The sequence below is a fragment of the Mucilaginibacter sp. P4_D1 genome (assembly GCF_056401935.1).
Genome location: NZ_JBFUIJ010000018.1, coordinates 68,353 through 93,582 on the forward strand (window position 1 = coordinate 68,353; position 25,230 = coordinate 93,582).

Annotated in this window: 13 protein-coding genes; all 13 read right to left on the bottom strand. The window is 46.1% G+C overall.

Going from position 1 to position 25,230, the window contains the following annotated elements; translation table 11 throughout:
- Positions 1-22: 22 nt before the first annotated feature.
- Positions 23-3,142: a SusC/RagA family TonB-linked outer membrane protein gene (locus AC1DV1_RS16990; protein ID WP_477361290.1), complete on the bottom strand. Its 3,120-nt coding sequence runs from the start codon at positions 3,140-3,142 to the stop codon at positions 23-25.
- 36 nt (positions 3,143-3,178) lie between these two features.
- Positions 3,179-4,888 carry a RagB/SusD family nutrient uptake outer membrane protein gene (locus AC1DV1_RS16995; RefSeq protein WP_477361292.1) on the bottom strand — a complete coding sequence of 570 codons (1,710 nt, stop codon included), beginning with the start codon at positions 4,886-4,888 and terminating at the stop codon, positions 3,179-3,181.
- A 27-nt stretch (positions 4,889-4,915) separates the two neighbouring features.
- Positions 4,916-8,011, bottom strand: a complete 3,096-nt coding sequence (locus tag AC1DV1_RS17000; protein WP_477361294.1) for a SusC/RagA family TonB-linked outer membrane protein — start codon at positions 8,009-8,011, stop codon at positions 4,916-4,918.
- Positions 8,012-8,118: 107 nt separating this feature from the next.
- The gene (locus AC1DV1_RS17005; RefSeq protein WP_477361296.1) at positions 8,119-9,120 is read right to left on the bottom strand and encodes a DUF4961 domain-containing protein; all 1,002 of its coding nucleotides are present in this window, start codon (positions 9,118-9,120) and stop codon (positions 8,119-8,121) included.
- A gap of 34 nt (positions 9,121-9,154) precedes the next feature.
- Positions 9,155-9,598 (bottom strand): DUF5004 domain-containing protein, encoded by a 444-nt coding sequence (locus AC1DV1_RS17010; RefSeq protein WP_477361298.1) that lies wholly within the window; start codon positions 9,596-9,598, stop codon positions 9,155-9,157.
- A gap of 24 nt (positions 9,599-9,622) precedes the next feature.
- Positions 9,623-11,374, bottom strand: coding sequence for a RagB/SusD family nutrient uptake outer membrane protein (locus tag AC1DV1_RS17015; protein WP_477361300.1), 1,752 nt, complete (start codon positions 11,372-11,374; stop codon positions 9,623-9,625).
- Positions 11,375-11,684: 310 nt separating this feature from the next.
- Positions 11,685-12,506 (bottom strand): alpha/beta hydrolase, encoded by an 822-nt coding sequence (locus tag AC1DV1_RS17020; RefSeq protein ID WP_477361302.1) that lies wholly within the window; start codon positions 12,504-12,506, stop codon positions 11,685-11,687.
- Positions 12,507-12,533: 27 nt separating this feature from the next.
- Positions 12,534-13,919: an SGNH/GDSL hydrolase family protein gene (locus AC1DV1_RS17025; RefSeq protein WP_477361304.1), complete on the bottom strand. Its 1,386-nt coding sequence runs from the start codon at positions 13,917-13,919 to the stop codon at positions 12,534-12,536.
- A 541-nt stretch (positions 13,920-14,460) separates the two neighbouring features.
- Positions 14,461-16,812: a GH92 family glycosyl hydrolase gene (locus tag AC1DV1_RS17030; RefSeq protein ID WP_477361306.1), complete on the bottom strand. Its 2,352-nt coding sequence runs from the start codon at positions 16,810-16,812 to the stop codon at positions 14,461-14,463.
- Positions 16,813-17,529: 717 nt separating this feature from the next.
- The gene (locus AC1DV1_RS17035; protein WP_477361308.1) at positions 17,530-18,741 is read right to left on the bottom strand and encodes a DUF4998 domain-containing protein; all 1,212 of its coding nucleotides are present in this window, start codon (positions 18,739-18,741) and stop codon (positions 17,530-17,532) included.
- A gap of 18 nt (positions 18,742-18,759) precedes the next feature.
- Positions 18,760-19,932, bottom strand: coding sequence for a DUF5000 domain-containing lipoprotein (locus tag AC1DV1_RS17040; RefSeq protein WP_477361310.1), 1,173 nt, complete (start codon positions 19,930-19,932; stop codon positions 18,760-18,762).
- A 55-nt stretch (positions 19,933-19,987) separates the two neighbouring features.
- Positions 19,988-21,931, bottom strand: a complete 1,944-nt coding sequence (locus tag AC1DV1_RS17045) for a RagB/SusD family nutrient uptake outer membrane protein (protein ID WP_477361312.1) — start codon at positions 21,929-21,931, stop codon at positions 19,988-19,990.
- Between the two features lie 22 nt (positions 21,932-21,953).
- Positions 21,954-25,100, bottom strand: coding sequence for a SusC/RagA family TonB-linked outer membrane protein (locus tag AC1DV1_RS17050; RefSeq protein WP_477361314.1), 3,147 nt, complete (start codon positions 25,098-25,100; stop codon positions 21,954-21,956).
- Between the last annotated feature and the right edge of the window lie 130 nt (positions 25,101-25,230).

The window sequence follows — 25,230 nt, forward strand, 5'->3', positions numbered from 1 at the left end:
GCCGACATCGCTCCCCTCATTATTAAAACCCGGCCTGGATACCAATATTAAGTACCCGTTGGTTAATGTATGCATCACCTGCGGTATTGGTGGCTACCTCAGGATCCTGCTGGTATTTTTTAAAGTTTGTCCATGTAAACAGGTTGTATGCGCTTAAGTAAATACGGGCATTATTAATTTTAAAGGGCAGCAATTTGGTAGGCAGCTGGTAACCCACATCAATTGTTTTTAAACGGATATAATGCGCATTGATAAGCCAGTAATCCGAAAAATAAGATGTAGGGCTGTTAACTGATGTAGGGTTGGTAGTTAGCCTCGGGAAGTTGGCAGTACCAGCGGTTGCCGGTGTCCAGCGTTCCTGGTGAATGGGCTGAAACTGACTTTGAAACGGCTCGATACCGGTGCCCAGCACCGCGAAGCTATAGTTAAACGAACCGGCAAACAGCGCACTGATGCTGAATCCTTTGTACACGGCCTGCAGCGACAAGCCCAGCGAGGTATTAGGCAAATTGGGATTGCCAATTGCACGTTTATCAAACACATTAATGATGCCATCGCCGTTCAAATCCTGGTAACGCAGGTCGCCGGGTTGCAGCGGCAAGCCGTTATCGGGCACTGCTATAGGGTTACCCGCGTTTGATCCGCCGTGAGCAGCCTGGTAGGCGTTAATAGCCGATATATCATTAGCCGTGTAATAACCCAGGTAATGGTAGCCAAACTGCTGCCCTATTGGTTTGCCTGTTGAAGCCAGCCACGGATAGGCAGGCGATGCCTCATCCTGGAACAGGATTTTGTTTTTGGCGTATGAAAATACCAGGCCCACATTGTATTGAACTTTTCCTAAAGTGCTGTGGTATGATATCTGCCCGTCAAAACCCTGGTTGCGGGTTTTACCGATATTTACCGCAGGTAAAGCCACACCAATAATTTCGGGTACGCTACCCGGCACAATCAATTGGTCGTAACGGATATCGTGGAAAAAGTCGATAGTAGCCGAGATCTTATCGTTAAACAAGTTCATATCCAAACCTACGTCGGTTTTTTTGGCACGCTCCCAAACTACATTGGCATTACTAAGGGCATCTTCGTAAATGGTGCCATAACCTTGCGGCGTTTCGTTAAAATAATAGCCACCGCCTTGTTTATAAACCTGGTTGTACACGTACCGGTTACCTGGCGCCGCATCTGACCCTACCAGGCCGTAGCTGCCCCTTATTTTGAACAGGCTGAACACCGGGAACTTTTCAGTAAAAAACTTCTCTTTCACCAGGTTATATCCTGCGCTTATCGCCGGGAAGTATCCAAACCGGTGATTGGCAGCAAACCTATCGGTACCGTTGTAAGCAATATTAAATTCCAACAGGTATTTCTGCTTATAATCGTACCCTAACTTACCGGATATCCCCTGGAATTTTTGCGGCACCGCGACCAGCGAGGCATCCAGCAGCGACTGCGCATTGTAAGTTTGCGATGTTTGGTTAAACAACAGCAAGCCGGTTACATGGTGCGAATTGCTAAAATTATGATCGTAATTGGCATATAGCTGTACATCATAGTTGTTGCTGTTGATATCGGTATTACCCGTAAGTGCGTAGGGTGTATACACATAAGTAGCACCCGGCCTTAAGGCATATTGATTAGTTGTTGGATCAAAGTGATAAGCCGGGATACCGCCATTAAAAATTTGCTTGGTAAACTGCTCAATGCTGGAGTATGCAACCCTGCCGGTTAGTGATAAGCCTTCGGTTAACGCATCCAGTTTCTGGGTAGCGCCAAACAGGAAATTAAAGTCGGTACGGCGCGAGTGCTGGTAGCCACCGGTTGCCAGCCTTGCATTCAGCGTTGGCAAATGCTCGGGGTTAAACGGCGAGTAAGCATAGGAGTACGAACCATTAGGGTTGATGTAGGGCGCGGTAAATGGCGTCTCTTTAGTAAAATTATAGATCTCGCCCACGGCATTCTCGTTATAAGGCTGATTCAAGTCAGAAAAACGGGTGGTTACATCCAAACGAAGATCTAACGTTTTGTTGGCTTTTAAATCGAGATTGGAGCGGAAGTTATACCTGTTGAAATAATAGTTGGTGTTTACCAGACTTTGCGGATCGGCAAAGTCACGCACCAATCCATTTTGTTTCAGGATACCGCCTGAGATAAAATACTTAAGCGCGTTGTTACCGCCCGATATATCCAGGTTGGTATTGGCCTGGTAGGTATTTTTCTTGAATATCTTGTTGTACCAATCAACATCCGGGTGCCCGTAAGGATCGTCTCCGGCCTTGAAATGGTCGATATCTGCCTGCGTGAATGGCTTGTTGAGCCCATCGTTACCATAGGCCTCGTTAATTAATACTGCCGAGTTGTATGAATCTAAAAAGGTTGGCGTTTTGGTTGGTGCCTGTAAGCCGGTCTCTACCCTTAAATTAATTTTTGGCGCACCGCTTTTACCACGACGGGTAGTAACCACCAATACACCATTGGCACCTTTAATACCGTAAATAGCCGTGGTTGAGGCATCTTTTAATATCGATATACTTTCAATTTCGTTTACGTTGATCTGCTGCAGCTGGTCATAACTATACTGAATATCATCAACAATAATTAACGGCTGGTTACCTGCGGGGTTTAATGAACTTACACCACGGATATAAAAGTCAGATGCATCCTTACCCGGCTGGCCCGATGCCTGCTGCGAGAAAAAGCCCGGCAATTTACCGGTTAAAGCATTTTGCACGTTGGCCGTTGGCACGGTACGTATATCAGCCGCCGAAATGGAACTTACGGCTCCTGTGTTGGTAGGCCTCGATCTTTTGCCGTACCCTACTACCGCAACCTCATCCAGACCGTTGCTGTTTGTTTGCAGGATAATATCGGCTGTATTACCGTCCTTAAACGTATAGGTTTGCGGTATATAGCCGATGAATTTAACAATGATGCTGTTTGACTGCCCTTTAAGTGTAAGGCTGAATTTACCGTTGCCATTGGTAATTACCCCGTTGGTTGGCAATCCTTTTTCAACCACTGACGCGCCCGGCAAAGCGCCGGTAAGGTCGCGCACGGTACCGGTTACGGTTTTGCTTTGCGCAAATACCACCACCGGGAGCATGGCTATTATTATTTGAAAGAAAAGTATGAATTTTCTCATAACTGCTTAATTAATTTGGTTAAATTGATTGAAGGATTACCATCCAGGATTTTGTTTCATATTCGGGTTCTTTAACACTTCATCATAGGGTATAGGGTACAGGTACATAGCCGGCTGGTTAAATTTGGTATCCAGCGCTGTAACTATATTGTAGGTTAAACTCGATCCTATTTTATTGATAGACATACCTTTCAATGGCTGGTTCATGACCAAATTGGCTGTTTTCCAGCGGCGGATATCCCAATAGCGGCTCTCTTCAAAGGCAAATTCTATCCGGCGTTCGTTGTGGATGGCATCGCGCATCTCATCTTTGGTCATGCCTGCTTTTAACCCGTATAAGCCATTGCCACCTGCTGCTATGCCTGCCCGTTTGCGGATGCTGATTATATCGTTATAAACATCGCTGGTGGCGCCGTTTACTTCGTTTTCAGCCTCGGCATGCCCTAATATCACATCGGCGTAACGTATCACCAGCCAATCGGCATTATGGCCCTGAAAACTGTTCGCATTTTCTTCGTTACCCATAAATTTGCGCATGTAGTAGCCGGTTTTAGTTTGCTGCAGGCTGGTGTTTGGCTTGCTTTGGCCACCCTCATACAGCTGCAGGTCGCTGTTAAGCCAGCGGGCACCATTATAAAACACCGTATAAGTAAGGCGCGGATCGCGGTTTGCGTACGGGTTATTGCTGTCGTATCCCGATGCCGGGTCGGTAATAGCCAGGCCGTTACTCATCGGGAAAGCATCTACCAGTTGCTGGCTTGGGCTGGTTTGGCCTTTGGCAGCCGCGCCCGGGAAACCTATCGGTGCGTTGGCAGTTTCAATCCCGTTATCAGACCCTGTTTGCCTTATCAGGATCATTTCGCTGTTATTCTGGTTCAAAAACACACCCTTAAAATCGTTCGGTAACGAGTATGCGCCCAGGTTCATGACATCCTTTGCCGCCGCCGATGCCGCTGCCCAGCGGGCCAAACTATTATCGGTATAACCGGTAAGCGGGTTTGCAGCATCAATATTACCGCCATTAAATAATGGGCTTGCGGCGTATAATAACACCCTTGCCTTTAAGGCAAGCGCGGCGCCCTTGGTTACCCTGTGCGCATCGGCATTGGGGTTATCAACCGGGGCAGTAAGCAATGTATCTTTAATGGCATCACACTCGCTTGTAATGTATTTGATGCAATCGGCAAATGAGTTACGGGGCAGCGATACGTTATCGCTTATGGTAAATACTTTATCGCCAAGCAATGGCACACCGCCATAGCGTTTTACCAGTTCAAAATAAAACAGCGCCCTTAAAAAGCGGGCCTCGCTTTTCCAAACATACTTTTGCGAGTAGCCTTTGTATTTAGCCATCACCGGCACTACGCCAATGTTATTCACAAAAATATTGGCCTTGCGGATGCCTGCATAATAGTAGGCCCAAAGATTTTCATCGGCAGGAATGGTGTAGGAATTGTATGCGGCTGTACCCAAAATGGTTACCTGGTTTGTTGGCCCCGATGCCGATGACATAGCATCATCAGATGCGGCATCCAGGTAATCGCCGCCTACCCGGTTATGACCGCTTTTCATTACCGGGTAAATGCCATACAAAAATTCCTGCGCACTGCTGCCTAAAGAGTCCTTAGGGTCAAACACATATTGAATGCCTACCTTATCAACCGGAAATTGCTCATATTTTTTACAGCCTGCCAGTATTACCAAAATGAGTACGGCCGCTATGTGTATATTTTTAATTCTCTTCATGATCATAATTTTAATGTTGGCCAATAATTAAAGCTTAATGTTTATACCTGCATTAAACACGCGCTGTATGGGGTATGCCAAACCATACACTTCCGGATCCACGCCCTTGTAGCCGTAAAATGTGTACAGGTTTTCGCCATTGGCAAATACCCTGATGCCCGATAATCTTAGCTTGCGTGCCCACTGCAGCGGCAGGCTATAGCCTATTTCGGCATTTTTAAGCCTCATGTAATTTGCCGACCGGATGTACAGTGTTGATAGCAAACCATTGTTAACATTGCCGGTTGATGATAAGCGCGGCAGGGTAGCTATATTAGCTGTTTCTGGTGTCCACCTTCCGGTTAGGGCATCATAGCCCTGGCCCAGGTAAATGTTACCAAACTGACCAAGGCCGGCAAAGCCGTTTACCAGGTTGTTGTTGTAAATAATCTGGTGGTTGGTAACACCCTGCATAATTACGCTCACGCTGAAACCTTTATAGTTAACACCAAATGATAAGCCGTAATAAATTAAAGGTTTGGTATTGGCTATGGCCGATTGATCAAACTGGTTAATAACGTGGTCGCCGTTAAGGTCTTTGTATTTTACATCGCCGGCCTGTGGCGTGTAGCCAACTGTGGTGGCGCTGGTGGCTGCATCCTGCGCGTTTTTAAAGAAACCTAAAGCAGTATAGCCAAATATTACGTCGTTTGATAAGCCGGTGCGCCTTAACCATGGATACGGAGCGGGCTCTTCATCGCTGAATACATTGGTTGATGTTTGCCGCGTTGCATTAGCTGTAATAAAATAATTTAAATTACCGGCATGGTCCTGGTAGGTTAAAGTAAGCTCGGTACCTTTATACAACTTCACGCCAATATTCTCGGCCGAGTAGGTGGTTCCTAACAAGGCTATACTATTGCCACGGGTTTGTAACAGATCATAGTACCTGTCATGAAAGTAATCAGCAGTAATTTTAAAGTGATCTTTAAACAGGGATATATCGGTACCAATATCCAATTTTTTGGCGTTTTCCCAACGGATGTAAGGGTTAGCCAGGGTATTTTCGTTATAGCTTTGAATTACGCTGCGGGCAGTACCCAGTGTATAAGGATACCCGATTGACGTACCATAGGTTTGCAAAAAGTTGTAGTAACCAAAATTATCAACATTGGCATTGCCGGTTTTACCATAAGTTGCGCGCCATTTCCATGAACTTATCCAGCTAATATCTTTTATAAAACCCTCCTGCCCCATTTGCCAGCCTAAGCCAACGGCGTAAAACATGCCATACTGGTTACCGGGCGGGTACCTGTTGTAGCCGCTGCTGTTGGCCGATGCTTCAATAAAGTATTTGCCATCGTAGTTGTAACCCAATTTGGCTGCCCTGTTGGTGGTAACACCAGATAAGTCATAGTTTAATACAACCGACCGGGTATCATACAACAACATACCGCTTACGGTGCCTTTTCCAAACTGCCTCTCGTAATTTAAAGCGGCCTGCGCAAAAGAATACCGGGCGCTTGATACCGTGGCAAAGCCGTTTGATTGCGATATTGGTGTACCCACAGCCGAGTATGAGCTATCTTTGTTAAGCAAATAGGTATTGTTTTGCAGCGACCGGTTTACCAGGCCCTGCGATTCAAAGGCCAGGTTGCCCTTTAGTTTTACCGAGAGGCCTTTTGTTACGCTGCTTAAATCGTAATTAAGATCAAGGTTGGCCATTACATCGTTACTGTTGGTGCGCTGGTAGCCCGAAAACTGCGATTGCGATAACAGGTTATTGGTAAACAATGTAGTACCGCCGAACGATCCGTTAGGGTTATAAACCGGGTAGGCGTTGTTAGGTGTATTGTACAAAGTGTTCAGGATGCCCGAGTAGCCTGTCCCCGGCTGGGTAGCCTGTTGAATACGGCCAAACAATTGCAAATCAACCGTAAACTTTTTGGTAACGTTTACACTCAGATCCGAATTGATAATGTAACGGCTAAGTTCGTTATTGGTATTATAAGTTGCAGCCGGCGAGGTTTTAAACATGCCCTGCTGATCCATATAATTTAACGACACACTGTATTGCGCTGCGCTGCTGCCGCCGTTAACGTTGAGTTTGTAGCTGCTTATTGGCGAATTGTTGCGCAGCAAGGTATTAAACCAATTTACATCCGGGTGATGAGCAGGATCGGTATGGTTGCGGTAGGCGTTAAAGTCATCGGCGGTGTAAATAGTTGGCTTGCCATCGTTTTGCAGCGCCTCGTTATATAGATAAGCATACTGGTAGGCTGGCAGCGGTTTCGGCAGATCCAGCGGGTGTTGCGAACCAACTTCGGCCGTAAACGAAATGCGGGGCGCCCCTGCCTGGCCATGTTTGGTAGTGATCAGTAAAACACCGCGCGAGCTGTTGATACCCAGCAAAATGTTTGATAAGGCATCCTTTAAAACCGATACCGACTCAATACTTTCCGGATCGATTGAAGAGATTTCGCGCTGTACCCCATCGATGATGGTTATAGGCGTTTGTCCGCGCAGCGATAAACCTATTTCGGTATTATCATTTGCCGAGTAGTTGTTGTGCTGCACCACGTTGCCAATAAAATCGGCCACGGTTTGGGTGCTGGTTTGCGGGCTGGCAAAGCCACTGTACTGCTGCGTGTACAAGCCCGGCAGCTGCCCCGGCAATGCATGGGTATATAACGATGCCGGTGTGGTTGTAAGCTGGTTGGTATAAATGGAAGCAACCGACCCCAGGTTTGCAGCTGCCTTTTTGGTGCCGTATAACACGTTTATCGTTTCGGGCGCTTTTAAATAGGTATCAAGCAATTTTATGGTGACAGGGCTTTTGCTGCTGATGTTTACCTCGCTGGTGTAATAGTTAAGCATGGTAAATACCAGCTTATCGCCGGTGACAGCGTTAATCTCGAAGCGACCGTCTTTATCAGTAAAGCTGGCATCGGTTTTACCCTTTATCATTACCTTAACCCCGTTTAAAGGGTTGGCATATTCATCAAGTACAACCCCGCTTACCCAACCAGGATGGGTACTACCCCTGCCTGTGGTATCCTGCATAGCTGCGTACCCGGTTTTTACCAGCATAAGCATCAATATGACGAAACCTGTAAAGCATTTCTTTAAGTAGCAATAAGCCATAGTATAAGATTTAAATTGTTGGCAATAATTAAATATCGTTTAGCAGCTACCTCAACCTGTGATTTTAAAAACAAGGTTAATTCGGCCTCCTTTTGTATTATAGTTGGTTACGAGCACTTAAAAGTGTAAACAAACGGCGCCAGTGTGTTACCATAGCCAACCTTTGCAGTGCCTGTTTTATCGGTAATGAAGTACTCTATTTTGGTGATGGTTTGCGCCGCCGTTGTGTTAAAAAACGACTTGGGCCAAAACGTTAGCTGGTACTTTTTACTGTTTGGCACCGCTTGTATCATTTTGGTTTTATCGGTTTGCTCGCAAACGCTGATGGTTTTGCCATCACTGGTATAGGCGGTAGCGCACAGGTAAGTTTCGGCAGCGTTGTTTAGCGGCGTGTTAACAACCGTGCCATCAAAGGTTAGCGTTATGATGTCGTTATCTAACGATTTTGGCGGGTTAACTGTGGTAAGCTGCGGATTACAAAAATCAATCAGGTCGCCGGTGCCGCCGGTAACTTCAAAGCAGGGTGTTACTACTTCGCTGTAATAGGTACCAAACTGATCGCTGGTAAAGCCGTGGCCGGTATCGGTAATGGTGTAGCCTAATTTTACCAGGTAGTTGTTATTATCGGCAGCCACTTTTGTTTTAATGGTGATATCGCCCTTAAATTCAAGCCCGCCGCTGTGCGAATATGCTTTATCTGATTGATAAGCTACCCATTCCATATCGTCGATAAGGTTACCACCTATCTGGAAAGTTTTTTTCATGTAGGCTGTCCAGGTTAAGCCGTTTCCGTTTTTGCCTAAGGTTCCTTCGGGTATCAGCGTCATGTTGCCGCTGCCCTGCGCGCCCGAGTAGGTTACAACGGTATTTTGTGCCGCTTTCCATCCCTTGGGTACCAAAAAGCCAAACACCAGGTAATCGGGGCCGCCATCTGCCGCCGTTGGTATAGATAGATGAACAGTTACGGTCATTGTAGACCCCGCTGTTGCAGTTGCAGGCTGGTCAACACTGGTTATCACCTCGCCGCAGCAGGCCAGTACAATAGCCAGGGCAGTTAAGGCGCAAAACTTCCATAAACCTTTACCTTTTATATGTAAATATGATCTCATAAAATCTGTTGTATTAGTAGGTTATGGTTTATGGTTAGTTAACTTTTTGCAGTACGTATACATAGCTATTGTTTGGGCAGCCCGGGCTAAAAGTGATGCTTAGCTGCCTTTTACCATTCACAATAGGATAATTGAACGGTGTTGATACAGCGGCGCCCCCGGTTGCAGTAAACGTTATTTTAAATGGATATTCCGGATCGTCGAGCGCGAATTTGCCGTTGGCGTTTACTAAAAAAGGCAGCGGGTTTTCAATGGTATAGCCACCATCTTTAAAGTTTACCCTGAATTTGGTAAAATCGATAAGGGTGGTAAGCTCGGTGCCGTTGCGCGTTGCCCTGATCACCTGCCAACTGCCCGTGATATCTTTGATAGATTCTTTTACCGGCAATACCTTTTCGGCTTTGCATGATGCCATCAAAATAGCCGCTATCGCTACCAGCAAAAAGCCGCACTGTTGCATTATATTATTCTTTTTCATTTGCTTTTTATCTTATAATGATGATCAATACCCTGGGTTTTGTAACATATCAGGCGATTTGGCCACCTCCGTTTGCGGGAAAGGCCACAGGTACATAGCCGTGCGGAAGTTGCGCTTGCGCACCGGGAAGGTTTTATAAGTAACCGATGCATTATTACGGTCAACCTCCATACCGTACGTTTGGATATTGTCGGTATGGTCGGCTATTTTCCAGCGGCGCACATCCCAAAAACGGTGCTCCTCAAACGCCAGCTCAATACGGCGTTCGTTCTGAATGGTTTTGCGCATATCTGCCTGGCTTAAGCCGGTTGGCAACTGGTACGGGTTTAACCCTGCCCGCTGGCGGATAGCTTCAACAGCCTGGTAAACCAGTGTGGTTGGGCCTTCATATTCATTGGCGGCCTCGGCGTAGTTAAGCAGAATTTCGGCATAACGCATTAATGGCCAGCACCTTTTGGTTGGATGTGTAAAATCCTGCGATACGGCATCCGGATCCAGCATTTTATTGGTGTAATAGCCTGTACGGGTGCCCACATTTACCGCATCGGGGCCGGTTGATTGACCGTTATACGTACCGGTAAAAATATTAATAGGCGATTTGCCCGACGACAGCCTGTTTTGGATAAGTGTTTGATCGCGGATAACGGTATAATCTAAACGCGGGTCGCGGTTAGCATAAGGGTTTTGCGGATCGTAGCCGGATGTTGGGTCGGTGATGGGTTTGCCTGTGTTCATCGGGAACGCATCAACCAAACCCTGCAAAGGCAGGGCTCCATTTTTGCCCGTACGCGATGGTGGTTGCCACAGGCTTTCAAAATCGGCATTGTTGCCGCGCATCAGCTCAAAAATGTATTCGGTATTAAAGGGCAAGGTAAACAGGTGCTGAAAGCCATAGCCGGGTGCGGTAGCATTATCAACGTTGAGTTTATAGGCTCCGGTACCAATTACAGCAATCGCGGCATCTTCGGCCAGTTTCCAGCGTTCTTTATCAAACGTAGCATAGCCCACCAGTTCTTTTGTAGCGCCATCGCCTATCGATTGCCCGTTAAATAACGGACTTGCAGCATACAACAAAACCCTTGATTTTAAGGCCAGGCAGGCGCCCTTTGAAGCGCGGCCATAGTTTAAGCCGCTTTGAACGGTTGGCAACTCAAGCGCGGCGGTATCGCAATCGGCCAAAATATAGTTTACCGTTTCGGCATAGGTATTCCGCTTTGCGGGGATGGCATCTGTGTAGTTGTAAATCTTATCGTTAACTATATGCACCCCGCCGTAGTGTTTTAATAATATGGCGTAATACCAGGCCCTTAAAAAATGAGCCTCGGCACGCATCTGCGTTTTGGTAAAATTATTTATAGGCGACTTTGGCAAATTGGCCAGCAGCTGATTTACCGCGCGAATGTTGGTATAGCTGTTTTTATAAGCATCATCGGTAACTACAGCCGCGTTGATAGTGCCCGATTCAAAAGCCAAAGCAGTAGAACCGGCCGACGTGTAAACCTCGGCTTCGTCCGAAGCAGCATCAAGCCCGCCGTTGGTTGTAGGCGATAAAATAGGCCCGTATAAAAAGCGGCCAGGGTTAAAGCTGAAACCCACATTACTGTAGATATTTGACAAAAACGCCACCGTATTGGCGCTATCGGCAAACACCGTGCTTTGGGTTAAGTTTGATGTAGTGGTTTGCCCCAGGAAACCATCCTTTTTACAGGATGACATGCCCCAAAGCGCAAGCCCGAACATCGAAAAAGTAAGAACCTTGAAGTAAATTTTTTTCATATTACAGGTTTATTTACAATAGCATATTTTTAACACTACAAGTCCATTTAAATAATATCGAAAAATYGATTTAGCTAAATTTGGCAGCTTTACGCAGATTGCCTAAAAAAAAGTATATTGGTATTAGTTGGTTTATAACAGATATTTAATCTGACTGCTAATTTAAATCATAAAAACGATTTAGCAAATTTTTTGAACACTTTTTTTTAATTTATTTTGTTTGCATTAAAATCTAACAAAAATTAAAAAAGTGTTTAAAAACCGGGCCAAATATTACAAGCCCGGTAATTAAATTTCGCAACACTATCCCCTACTTTATTTTGTTAAAGTAGCGACTAAAAAACAGCGCCTGGTAAACAACCGAGTTGCTCCAAAATTCCCAGGTATGCGCCCCTGGCCTTACGGTAAAATCATGCGGAATCTTACGCATTAAAAGCTCATTATGAAAAGCAACATTTGCCGGGTATAAAAAGTCATCGTAACCGCAATCAAACGTAATAAGCAGCGAGTTTGGCTTTAACAGGTATATCATATTGATAACGCTGTTTTTTTCCCACCTTTCGGGATATTGGCTGTATTTTCCTAATACCTGCTCAATACCAAACGCATCCGAAAAGGGCCTGATATCCAGCGCGCCGCTCATGCTGCCCGCCGCGCCAAAGGTATCCTGGTGCTTAAAGGCAATGTACATGGCGCCGTGACCGCCCATACTTAAACCGGTGATGGCCCTCCCGCTCCTATCGGCAATTGTAGCGTAATGTTTATCAACCCAGTTCACCAGTTCGGTTCCAACATAAGTTTCGTATTGCCAATCCTTATTCATAGGGCTATCAAAATACCAACCTGCAAAATTGCCATCTGGGCATACGATCATCATTTGATACTCATCGGCCAGTTTGGTAATGGCGGGTACTTTTAAAATCCAATCACTGTAGTTGCCGCTAAAACCATGCAACAGGTACAACACCGGAAACTTTTTGCCGGCCTGGTAGCCTGCGGGCTTTATCACTACCGCCTTAATATCCTGGCGCATGGCATTGCTGTGTGTTAAAACGGTATCAACCGTAGCTGCATCAACCTTTATATAGCTTATAAAAAAGGCTATAAGGGCTATTATTGTTTTTTTATTCATATGGGTATAGGTATTTTGCGGGTATAATTATTTGGCAGCTATAATAGTAATGCGGTGATTTTTGGGTTTGTTAATGGCATAAATCTGGTCGGTTAGTACATCCGTTTCTTTTTGCCAGGCATCGCGCAGGCTTTTGTAGCGGGCGCGGCTATAGTTATCTTTATTGCCATTCACAAAAATGTCTTTTACAGCGTATTTTTTTACGGTGTCCATAGCGGCGTTGCTATCGTTGTGCAGCAAACCTTTGCCCTTTAAAAAATCATACTGCATCCAAACATACATTCTTGTACGGCGTTCAATATCCCAGCGCTCTTCGTTCAGTTCGCGAACCTGGATGGCCTGCTGGTATTGGGGAGTAGTGGTAATTTCGGCCATGTTAATGCCGCCGGCCAGTTGCCGGGCCGACCAGCTGCCTATCTGCTCGCCATCAATCATCACTTTATAATCGCCGTCCTTAAGGCCTTTAATGCTCAGCAATTCCTGGTTAAACTCTTTGGTAAACGGAACTACTTTTAGGGCATCTGCCTGCTTTTTTCGATTGCCCCAGCCACGCGGAATGGTATCGATAGGATAAGGCAGCGAACTGGCCAGGTAATTAAACGCTACCGAATCTGCGCCGGCTGTTATATTGCTGATGCGGCAGTTTACGGCTTTCAACACTTTTTTGCTTTGCGCATTGATGCTTAAATCGGCAACATACTGATTATCCAGCCCCTGGGCTTTTAAAAACAGGTAGGCCATCACCAGGTGTCCATCGTTATCGGGGTGCACCCTATCATTGGGCGTAAGGCTGAAAGTTGAATCCTTCGCCTGTTCGCGCAGGTTAATGGCTGCCATAGGGTGATAAAAATCTACATAACCGTAGCCGTTTCTTTTTGCCGCCTCCTGCTGGAAATCGATAATCTTTGAAAACGCTATGCTTTTCTTAGGATAGATATTTTTGGTGGTGAACTTAGAAGTTTCATCATACGGAGAACCCAAAATAAAGATCTTTTTTATAGCCGGCAGTTGTTTCAGCTTATCTTCCAGCATACTGTAATATTTATAGCTCCCCTGGATCCTTTTATCCATAACATCCTGTGCGTCGGCACGGTACCACTCAAAATAACCGCTATCATTCATGCCCCAGGTAAGGGTTAAAACGTTAGGCTTTTTATCAAGTACATCATCATCAAACCTATCGTAAATTTGGCCTATAACATCGCCGCCAATACCCGCGTTAAAGCAGGTTATCCGCGCGTTGGGGTAATGCGTCATGTAATACAGCCAAATGTACGAGTGGTAATGCCCGCCATCGGTAATGCTGTTGCCCACAAATGCCACCCTGTCGCCCGCCTTAAACGGGGCGATTTTTTGCGCGCTGGCCCAGATGGAAAGACTAATGCCGGCTAATAGTAAAAATGCTTTTTTCATTGTATGTTTTGTTCAAATTATATTCTTCTCTGCTCCCTTTTGCTATTCCCCTCTCAGGAGGAATCACACTTACTCGCTCTTTTTCTTTTTAATTCCCCTCTCGAGAGGGGGCGCGAAAGACCGGGCGGTGGCAGGGGTGTGTTGGCCAGCGTTCATTAGCCGCTCGTATAAACACACCCCTCCCCCCTCTCAAGAGCTACTGTGTGTACACATCTTTAAAACAAAAGAAAATGTCATTTCGAACGAGGTACGAGGAGAAATCCTATACGACATGCATTCAACCATGCAAATTTGCAAGCATGTCGCAGAAGATTTCTCCTCACGCCAACACTCAAAGCCCTCCCCAGTTCGTTCGAAATGACATTTTTTTTATTATTGGTACGTTTCCAAAAGATGTGTACACACAGTAGCCTCTCAAGAGGGGAATCGCAGGTTCCCCTCGCTCTTTCTTTTTAATTCCTTGCTCAATAGAGGATCTGATTTTTCATAAATCGATTTAGCTATCATAACAATCCGTCGCTTTACCCAAATACATATTCCTTTAAATTCCCCAGTTTTTATTTGGCTTGCTGCCCATGGTAAGCTCCAGCGTGCCGCCCGCGGCTATATCTTTAAAGTCGAGGTAACACTTGTTGTAAGCCTTGCCGTTTAACCTTGCGCTTTGGATGTAAACATTAGCCGCCGAATTTTTGAGTGCGGTTATTGTAAACGTTTGCCCTTTGGCATACTTAGGATCGAGCCTTAAAACTACTTTATTAAATACCGGGCTGGTAATTTCCTGCCGGGTATCACCAGGGCAAACCGGGTGCAATCCACTGGCTGCCAACACATACCAGGCCGACATCTGCCCTACATCTTCGTTCCCAACCAGGCCATCAACCGAGTTAAGGTACGCACGGCGACAAATTTCCCTGGTCCATTTTTGTGTAAGCCATGGTGCGCCTAAGCGATTATACAAAAACGGCACATGGTGAACCGGCTCGTTGGAATGGTTGTAATAATCATTCCACATCATGTTATTTGGGGCCTTTTCAAAAAAGTTATTGAGGTCGGCAATGGTTTTGGCGTTGCCACCCATCATTTGGGCCATGCCTTTTACGTCCTGCGGTACAAACCAGCCTTGCTGGTAGGGGTTGCTTTCAATAGTGCCATACCATTGTTTGGTACGTGCCGAATCGGGCCAGGCTTTCCAGTTGCCGTTATCATCTTTGGGCCTGTACCAGCCTTTTTCGGTATCGAACACATTTTTGTAGGCCTGCCCCCGTTGGGTGTATTTTGTGGCATCGGCAGATTTTCCCAGCCATTTAGCCAGCTGGCCTACACACCAATCGGTATAGGCGTATTCTAAAGTTAGGGATAAGCTCAAATCGCCGCCTGTAAAACCTTTATCGCCATTGCCAAATTTTTCGACAGAGCCCACCGCAAGGCGATAAGCCTCGGGCACGTTATAATTGCGGATGCCTTTGGCGTAAGCATCGGCAATTACCGATACAGCCGGGTTACCAATCATACAACCGCTATAAGCGTTCATGATCTCCCAGCGTTCCAGGTAATCCATTTTCTTTTCCTTCGCTAATGTTACCAGCGAATTGATCTCATCGTTCACCAGGCCCGGGTTTATGATGGTTTGCAGGGGCATCTGGCTGCGGAACACATCCCATCCGCTAAAAATAGTCCGCTTATTAAAATTTGCGGTTTGATGTATTTTACCATCGCCGCCCGGATATTTGCCATCTACATCGCTGATAATCCTCGGATCTATCATGGTATGGTAAAGTGCTGTATAAAATACCGTTTTTTGATCTGGCGTACCGCCCTGTACGCTTGCTTTTGACAAAGCTTTATTCCATGAAGCGATGGCTTTTTGGTGCAGGGTATCAAAATTCCAATCCTTAACCTCAGTATTTAAATTGTTTTTTGCTCCCGCGATGCTTACAAAGGATATACCTGTTTTAAGCAGCACCTGCTCATTGGCTTGCGTGGCAAATTGGGTATAAAAACCCAGGTGCTTGCCTTGCTTTTCTGTTGCGCCTTTTAATATTTCGGCTTCGGCAACCCTATCTAAATATTTTTTCCCGGTTACATCATCCAGTTTACGGCTCCAGTCATCGGGGATATTGGCGCTCCAAACACCAAAATCTTTCAGCGGCTTGCTAAATTCGGCATAAAAATAAACCGTGTAATCGGCATGGCCGTCACCATTGCCCCAGCCGCCGCCATCTGGCGTGCATTTCATCCAGCCTTCAATAGTATGGTCATTAACAACTTTTACGTATTGGAGCGTTGAGGTACCCCCTACCCTGCGCGCCAAATCAATCTGGATACGCGAATCGCTGCCTTGCGGAAAGGTGAAACGCAGCATACCGCTGTGTTGGGCAGCCGTCATTTCGGCCTTAATGTTGTGATCGGTCAGCAAAGCACTGTAATAACCTGCCGATGCTTTCTCACTTTTTTTATCGTATTGCGAGCGATAGCCTTTCATTGATCCATCCAGTTTACCGGCTATGGTGTACATTTTGCCGGCGGTAGGCATCACCAGGAAATTGCCCAGGTCGCCGTACCAGCCTATACCGCTCATTTGTGTCATGGCGAAGCCTTCTATACTGGTATGCTCAAAGCTGTAACCCGGGCCATTATCGCCACCTGTGATGGTGTTTGGACTTACCTGTACCATACCGTAAGGTGTAGTAGCCCCGGGAAATGTTTTGCCAAGGCCGTGGTAAACTCCGGCTTCATCTGCGTTGGTAGTTGCACCAATAAAAGGATTTACGTAAGCAGCCGGCGTTTGAGCGTTTAACACCGCCACCCCGAAAGTTAACACAACAGTTAACAGCACAGTAAAATATTTTTTGCCCGACAAAGCAACAAAACCAGCCCTTTTATTATTGGTCATCTTTTTAATCCCTGGAAATATATTTTAGAAACTCGATTTATAATTGGTAATTATCGACCAAATTATCTAATAAAAACGATTTAGCAAAATTTTGTATAATAATTTTTACAAAGTTTTTTTATGCTGTTGTGGTTTATGGTGATTGGGCTTTTTTAACCTAGTTTGAATCTGCTGGATTTCATCAATTAATCAAACCGAATGTCATTTCGAATCCCTTGAAGGGCCGGAACGTGTAGGGAAAGGGTGAGAAATCTTGTACGTTTCGCATTCCGGGGGCTTGTAGTGATGCAGGGAGTACTAGACTTCATCTCCCTCCGGCACCTACCGTGTACACACATCTTTTGAATCTCATCAATTAATGAAACCCGTTGTCATTTCGAACGAAACTGGGATGGGTTGGAGCGGTGGGTTGAGGAGAAATCTTGTACGCCTCGCATTCCGAGGGCTTGTGGTGATGCAGGGAGTACAAGATTTCTCCTTCGCGCTCCCGCTCTTTGCCCCCCTTGCGCCATCGAAATGACATTTTTCTTTTATTAAAACACATAGGTACACGGTAGCACCGGCACTCATCCCCAACCGGTTCGTTCTTATAACAATCTGTTTATTAACGGCACGAATAAAAAAATTGCCACACAACTGCCTTCTTTACAAACAAATAGCCACCCAGCTAACGCTGAATGGCTATTTGTTTAGTTCTTATATAATTATTGTATCAAACTACAACCGGTCGTGCGTATAAAACGCAATCTCTTCCATCGTCATGAAATTGCCGCCGCCCCAGTTTGTAAGTAATTTAAACCTGTAATACCTGAATTTTGGTGTACCACTGGTCACGGTAAATTCTTCGCCGGCCAATGCAAAGGCTACATCGGCGGCTGTGTTTTGCCCGGGTGGTAAGCCCGATGGTTTTACCGAGGTATAGGAACCTATTTTTGTCCAGCTGGAAAAGCTACCATCTGCCGATGGGCTGTTACTGCCGTACAGCTCAAAGGTTTTCACGCTTTCCAAATCATACAGCCTGTCATTGGCCTGCCAAACTTTAAAGCGGCTGATGGATGCTGACGCGCCGCTATCAAATGTAAACCAGCACGGGATAATAGATTGCGTGGCAAAGCCCGGAGGGTTATAATTTTCGTCCCACAGGTAGCTTTGCAGCCAGCCATATCCACCATCTTTTACATCGGTTGGTAAGGTAACCAGGGCGAATTTTGATTTATCAAGCTGCCTTTCAAACTTTGGCAAGGTAACTGTTGATGCCGGGGGCGAAAACGTTTCAAACGCGGTTGAATCGGGCTTGTATAATGATTTGTAGGTAAGCTGCGTGCTTTCTTTATAATCGGGCAGTTCGGTGCTGGTTTCGGTTGGCGGTATCACTATTTTGCGGGCCGCGCCGTTTTGCCCGGTGTAATTAATTTCTACCCCTAACTCTCCGCCGGCAGGTTCGCCCCAGCTCAGTTCTATCTTATTACCATCGGTACTTTCGGTTAACGATTTTAACGTTCTGTTGGTTAATGAGGTAAGATAGCTTGGACCATAAACTATCCCCGATCCGTTAATAACCACCGACTTGTGGTTTTGGCTATCAAACGTGTATATCGTAAAATTATAGTTGCCTTCGGTAAGGTTAGGGACAATCACTTTAACGGTATCCTTGCCGCCCGAATGCGTTACGGGTACATCGGTAGAGTCGACCTGGTTATTCCAGTACACCCTGATTTTGGTAACCAGCGGATCGTTACCCAAAACTACAGCCAATTGTACCCGGTTGTAACCCGCCTGCACCAGCACAGTATCGGCCCGGCCGGGATAGGTGATCTCTCCGCCTTTTTCAAATTTTTTATAAGCATCGCCCGTTGTTTTTGTGCAGGAGCTTAAGCCGGTAACAAGACCAAGCACATACAGGAGGGCAAAATATTTTATCGTCTTCATAAATTCTTTTTTTGATCATTAATTAGTTGCATCTCCATACATCATCAGCTCATAAAAATTGACGTACGACCCATCGGACCAGTTTTTAAGCGTCCTGAACCTGATATAACGTACCTTTGGCGTGTTAAGCGGGAAGGTGACGGTTTCGCCGGCGTTAGCGGCATCAATATCGGCCTGCGAAAGCTCGCCCGCCGGCAAACCCGATGGTTTGATCTGTGTATGCTTAACCAGCAACGTCCAGCTGCTGTCATAACTGCCATCCGGGTTTGGATTGTTTGAACCCCAAATTTCAACAACTCGCGGGTTATGCAGGTTATAGAAAAAATTGCCACGCATAAACCAGACAAGCCGGCTTAGTTTGGCTGTTACTCCCATATCAAAGGTAAATTGCTGCGGCATTCGTGAGGCATCGCCGGTATGATAAAAGCCATCATTTACATTGCCGTCAAAAAGGCCTGCTATACTGCCGTTATAACCCAGCGGGGCATCGGTAGGTAAAACTATGCCTTTCATTTTTGTCCGGTCGAGCAGTTGCTCAAACAGCGGGGTAACAGTTACCAGCAATGTATCCGAAAGGTTGCCCCACCTGTCGCGCACAAAAATGCCAAATTTGGTAGGCGTTGCCGGAAGGCCGCGGGTTGAGAAATCGCCTTGTTTAAGGCTGGTATAATCGGTATTGATAGGCACAAATTGTTTAAGCGAATCGTTAGAAAGCACGACGATAGCCAGGCTCTCTTCGGTAGCGTTTACAAACTTTACGTTGATGCCCCCAAAATCGGGCGATACCACCAGGCTATCGCGCACAAGCCTTACCGAAGGTGTTAAAGGGTGCACCGTTACCAGGGTTGGCGCCGATGCGTTCTCGCTTTTATCAACCGCATACAACGTAACCTGGTAAGCATCGGTATCGCCAAAGCCAACTACCGTTAAATTACTGTTATAGCGGCTCACCTTGGTTTCGCGCACCACGCCCTGCTTGGTGGTGTATACGGCCCTGATGTATAACAAATCGGCATCGTTAGGCAAGCCATAACTTATTTTTGCCGAACCGTGCATGTTCTCGACGCTTACATTGGTTACCGGCCCCGGCGCAACCCCATCTTTGGCAACGGGTTCAAGCCTATCCTGCTTACAGGAGTTAATGGCCAGCACGGCCAAACTCATCAAGCACATTAATAATATCTTTTTCATTATCTTATATTTTTTGATGGATATAATTTTTTTACCTGCATCATTTATATTTTAATTACCATCCCGAGTTTTGAACCAGGTTTGGGTTCACCTGCAAATCGTATTCTTTAATAGGCCAGAAATAATCGCGCGGGGCAACAAACCTGGGGCTGTAAAGCAATACTCTGCGGTTATAATCTTCATAAGTGCTTTGTAAAATATCCCAGCCGTAAATTGGCGCGCTTAATACCTGCGGTGCGGTTTTCCAGCGGCGAAGGTCCCAAAAGCGGCTGCCTTCAAACGCCATCTCGATACCGCGCTCCTGGCGGATGATGTCGCGCAGGCCGCTAACACTGGTATACTTGGCCGGATTGGTTGAAAAATTGGTCCACGAGCTCTCTACAGATTGCAGGCCCGCTCTTGCCCTTACCTGGTTTAAATAAGGCAAAGCAGCTGCCGAATTACCCGATTCATTCAAAGCTTCGGCATATAACAGGTACAAATCGCTCAGGCGCATTACCGGCCATGGGTACGATTCAACCGTTACGTTGGTTGATGAGAATACCAGGTTCCAGTTCACAATTTTTTTGGTGTAATAGCCGGTTATGGAATACAGGCGGCTTTGCTTTTTGCCCGAGTATTGCTCCAGTTTACTCTGCACGTTATAGGTGCCGTTTTTCATAAACCAGGTTGAGCCATCAAAGGCCATATCGGCATAAAAGCGGCGCTCCCTGTCAAAATGCAGGCCCACAGTTTGGTAGCCGTTTTGCATACCAGCATCGGCGCTTGTGGTAGTGCGCAGTTTAAAGCGGTTGGCGTAATCCCAGGTTTTATCTTCTTCAATAGGTACACCATTTTTGGTGTAAAACAGTTCGGCCATTTTTAGCGGCGGCGCCAGTTTGCCTTTTAAATCAAGGTTGATGTTGTTAGGATCAAGCTGCGGAATGGCAAACTCCTGTAACCAGAAGGTTGGGTTACCGCTTGATGTTAAGCCCCAGATCAGTTCGCTGTTCCACTTTTCGCAAACCGAATTGCGGATGTTCATTTCTACCTTGGTTACATCATCAACAGCGGTAATGCCTGGTGTAAAATAATATAGCTTTAACCCTGCTGCCGCAGCAGCATCAATGGCAACTTTACAGGCGGCGGCGGCCCTTGCCCATTTGGTGGCATCATACTGCGGGTTAAAAAGCAGCTTGCCATTATTGGCCTTTAAGCCCGCAAAATCATTATTGCCGTTAAACAAGGGGCTGGCACCGGTAACCAGTACACGGGCTTTAATGGCAAGCGCCGCTACCTTGGTAACCCGCCCAAGCTCGGTTGATGCACTGGTAATTACGCTTGGTAAGCCGGTGTTATCATCGCCCGCGGCAGCATCATCAAGCAACCGGGCAATGTAGTTCACTACCGAATCGGCCGGCTGGCGGTAAACCTTAACCTCCTCGGGCGGCGCGGTTATGGCTATATTTTTATCCATGATGGGTATAGGCCCATACATCCTGAACAGGTACCAGTGAAAATATGCTTTTAAAAATTTGGCCTCGGCCACCCAGCGTACTTTAACATAGGGCTGCAAATCGGTTACCTTATCCAAATTATCTAAAAAGGTATTACAGGCCCTTATGCCCTGCCATAACGATTTGCTATCATAGCCATCCCAATAGTTCATATAAGGGTCGGCCCGGTTTTGGTTACCGCGGGCAATGTTATAGGGGTCAAGGTAAAAATAATCTTCGGTCATGGGCCAGTAGGTCCAGGCTTCGTCGCCACCGCTGAAGGCAGGGTTTTTATCGGGATGCCCTTCCTGCGGCAGGTACGAGTACAGGGTAAACAAATATTTTTCGGCCTCGTTGCGGTTGGCAAAGGCATTATCAATGGTTGCCACGTTATCGGGCACCACATCAAGGTAACTTTTTTTACAGGACGGCATGCCTGCCACTATTAGCAGCAACAAGGCAAGGCCCATAGATTTTCGACCTAAAAGGCCTGAATATCGGGTGTATATAGTTAACAATTTCATCTCGATTAAATTTTAGCAGGATTTACAGTTGAACATTTATCCCCACGTTAAACACTTTTTGAACCGGGTACCCAAGCCCGTTACTCCCTTGCTCAGGATCCCAAAGCTTAAAGCTGCTGATGAGGAACAGGTTGGTACCATTGGCATAAATCCTTAAGCCCGATATATGGAACCTTTTTAAGGTTTTATCTTTAATACTATACCCTAATTCGGCAGTTTTCATGCGCAGGAAGGCCCCGTTACGCATCCACCAGTTGGATTGCTGGTTGTTATTGGTATTTTGTGTTAAACCAAGCCTTGGCCAAAAGGCATATAAGTTCCGGTTGTCTTCAGACCAGTGATCGTTGGCAACTACGTTAAGCAAACCATGCTGGTAAGCGCCATTGGCCACAAAGGGCGAAATAGCCGTAGGATCGATAAAAAATGACGACCGGGCCGATCCCTGGAAAAATGTACTGATATCAAAGTTTTTATAGCCGAATGAGAAGCCGAAGCCATAAATAATTTCGGGCGTGGTTGGGTAACCAAGGCCGTTAATCATATCAAGGGCGGTAATTTGGCCATCGCCGTTTAAATCGCGGTATTTGATATCGCCTCCCCTAACCTCGCCGAAGTTTTGCTTGGGCGAGTTTTTTACATCTTCGTCATCAACAAACAAACGTTCGGCAACAAGGCCGTATACCTCGCCCAATGATTGCCCCACGCGCGACAGGTATTGTTCATTTGCCGGGTACGCAGGCTCTTCATTTACCAGTAGCTTACTGGCTGCATAAGTAAATGTGCCGCGCATTTGCAGCCAGGCGCTGCCAAAGTTTTTATTATAGTCCATAGCCACATCAACACCCTTGCCTTCGGCCACGCCTACGTTGGCGCTCACAGGGGCGGTAAGGCCCATGGTTGTGGGTATGTAGGCCCGCTGCATTAAAATATTGCTGCGGCGCTCATGATAGGCATCTATGGTTATGTTAAGGGCATCAAACAAACCCAAATCCATCCCTATATTGATTTTCTTTGATTTTTCCCAGGTGATACCGTCATTGGCGTACCTGGAGATAGAAACACCCGGGCGGTTGTAGGCATAGTTTTCGCCAAAGTATGATCCGAAAGTACCGTCGTTAAGGTTTACGTTGGATAGGTAAAAAAACCTGTCGTTGGCGTTACCAATCTGGTCGTTACCCACCAAACCGTAGGTGGCGCGGAATTTTAACTTGGTGATAGTATGTGATACAGGCTCAAAAAACTTTTCGTTATTAACATTCCAGGCAACGCCTACCGATGGGAAAAAACCAAAACGGTTGTTGCGTGCAAAACGCTCCGATCCGTTGTAGCCAAAGTTGGTTTCAAACAGGTAACGGTTATCATACCCATAGGTGAGCCTGCCGCTAACGCCCTGGTTACGAAAAGGGAGCGACGATTGCAAATCGCCGGCATTACCGGTAACATAGTTACGCTGAATACCAATGATCAGGCCGCTTATATTATGTAATTTGTTAAAAGTGCGGTTATAGTTTAAGGCAACCTCGGCATAGTTGGTGCTGTTTACTATTTTATTGCCCTGGTTGTAGTTAAGGTATTCGGTAGCCGATTTTTCGTTTAATAACGATAAGGTATAACCTTTAGGATCGGTAGCCGAAGGGCTGGCCGCATAATAAAACGGCGTATACTGCCTGCTCAGGTTAAAGTAAGCATAGCGCTGGGTATAAGCCATGGCTCTTGCCGACAGGCCTTCGGTGATAAATTTCAGGTCCTGTTTAATTTCCAGCTGTACATTCAGGGTTGATGTGCTGTACTGCTGAAATCCCGATACCATATCGGCAAAAGGGTTATCATAAACATCGCCGTTTGAACCCCTTGGCGCGTTGCCAAATAAAGGGTGCTTAACCAAAGGCAAATCAGATGCCGGGAAAGTGGCCGGGAACAACACCGGGTTGGCATTTAACGCGCTGCCAAAAACTACGCCGCCACCGCCTATGGGGCCGTTATAATCGTCAAAATCGCCTGATGTGCGTACGATAGCCTCGGTAGTTGAGGTAAGTTTTACGTTTACGTTCGACCGGATCTCATAGCTTTTAAGGCTTACGTTGTTGTTGAAATTGTTGCCGCTTTGCGCCTTTAACACGCCATTATCCTTATTGGCCGATGCTGATATATAATATTGCGCCCGGTTAACACCGCCGCTGATGTTTAAATTAAGCCTTTGGTTATTGGTGTAGTTTTTAATTAACGACCCAATCCAGTCGTTACTCGGGTACAGCAGCGGATTATCCCCGGCCATGGTATGGTCAATTTTGTTTTGGGTATAGGGCAACGGCGAAAGCGGGTTGCGGGTAAGGGCCGCTTCGTTTGATAATCTCATATAAGTGATATTATCGGCCAGGGAAAAATTCTGCGTGTTTGACGAGGTTGAATTTTCAAACCGGACATTCATTTTGGTATCGCCCACTTTGCCCGATTTGGTGGTAACCAGTATAACGCCATTGGCACCACGGGCACCGTATAATGATGAAGCAGCTGCATCCTTCAGGATAGAAAACCCGGCAATATCATCGGGCTGAAGGCGGGCCAGCGCGTTGGAGGTTGATTCCATACCATCAATCAATATCAGCGGATCGATTTTACCCGAGCCAAAGGAGGTTATCCCCCTGATAAAGAATGAAGCGTTATCGGCCCCCGGTTCGCCACTGCGCTGGTACGATATTAAACCGGCAATACGGCCGGCAAGCATAGTAGTTAAGTTGCTGGTTGGCCCCTTTAACTCTTTAGGGTTAATGGTAGTGATAGAACTAACCATACTTTCCTTTTTCTGGGTACCGTAGGCTACTACCACCACCTCGTTCAGGTCGTTTTTATCGTCAAGCAAAACCACATTAATAGTATGCCGCTGGTTTACGGCTACCTCCTGTTTGGCATAGCCCAAAAACGAAAACACAAGGGTATCGGTGGCGTTGGGCACCTTAATGGTATAATCGCCGCTAACTGCGGTAATGGTACCGCTTTTGGTATGTTTCACGGCAACACTTACGCCGGGCATTACCAGCCCTTTGTTGTCGGTTACCTTGCCGCTCACGGTAAATGCCGTTTGCGCCAGGGATACCTTCCCCAGGATCAATAAAAACAGTAAGCAACAAAGGTACTTCACCTTCAAATAGGTAAAAATTCTTTCATTCATGATGGGTTTGTGTAAAGGTTGACTATATAATTTGGTATTTGTATGTACATAATTACATATTAAAATAACAAAAACAAAATTTTTTGCAATAAAAATTAAATAAGTTGTAAATCAGCAGCTAAAACGCCAC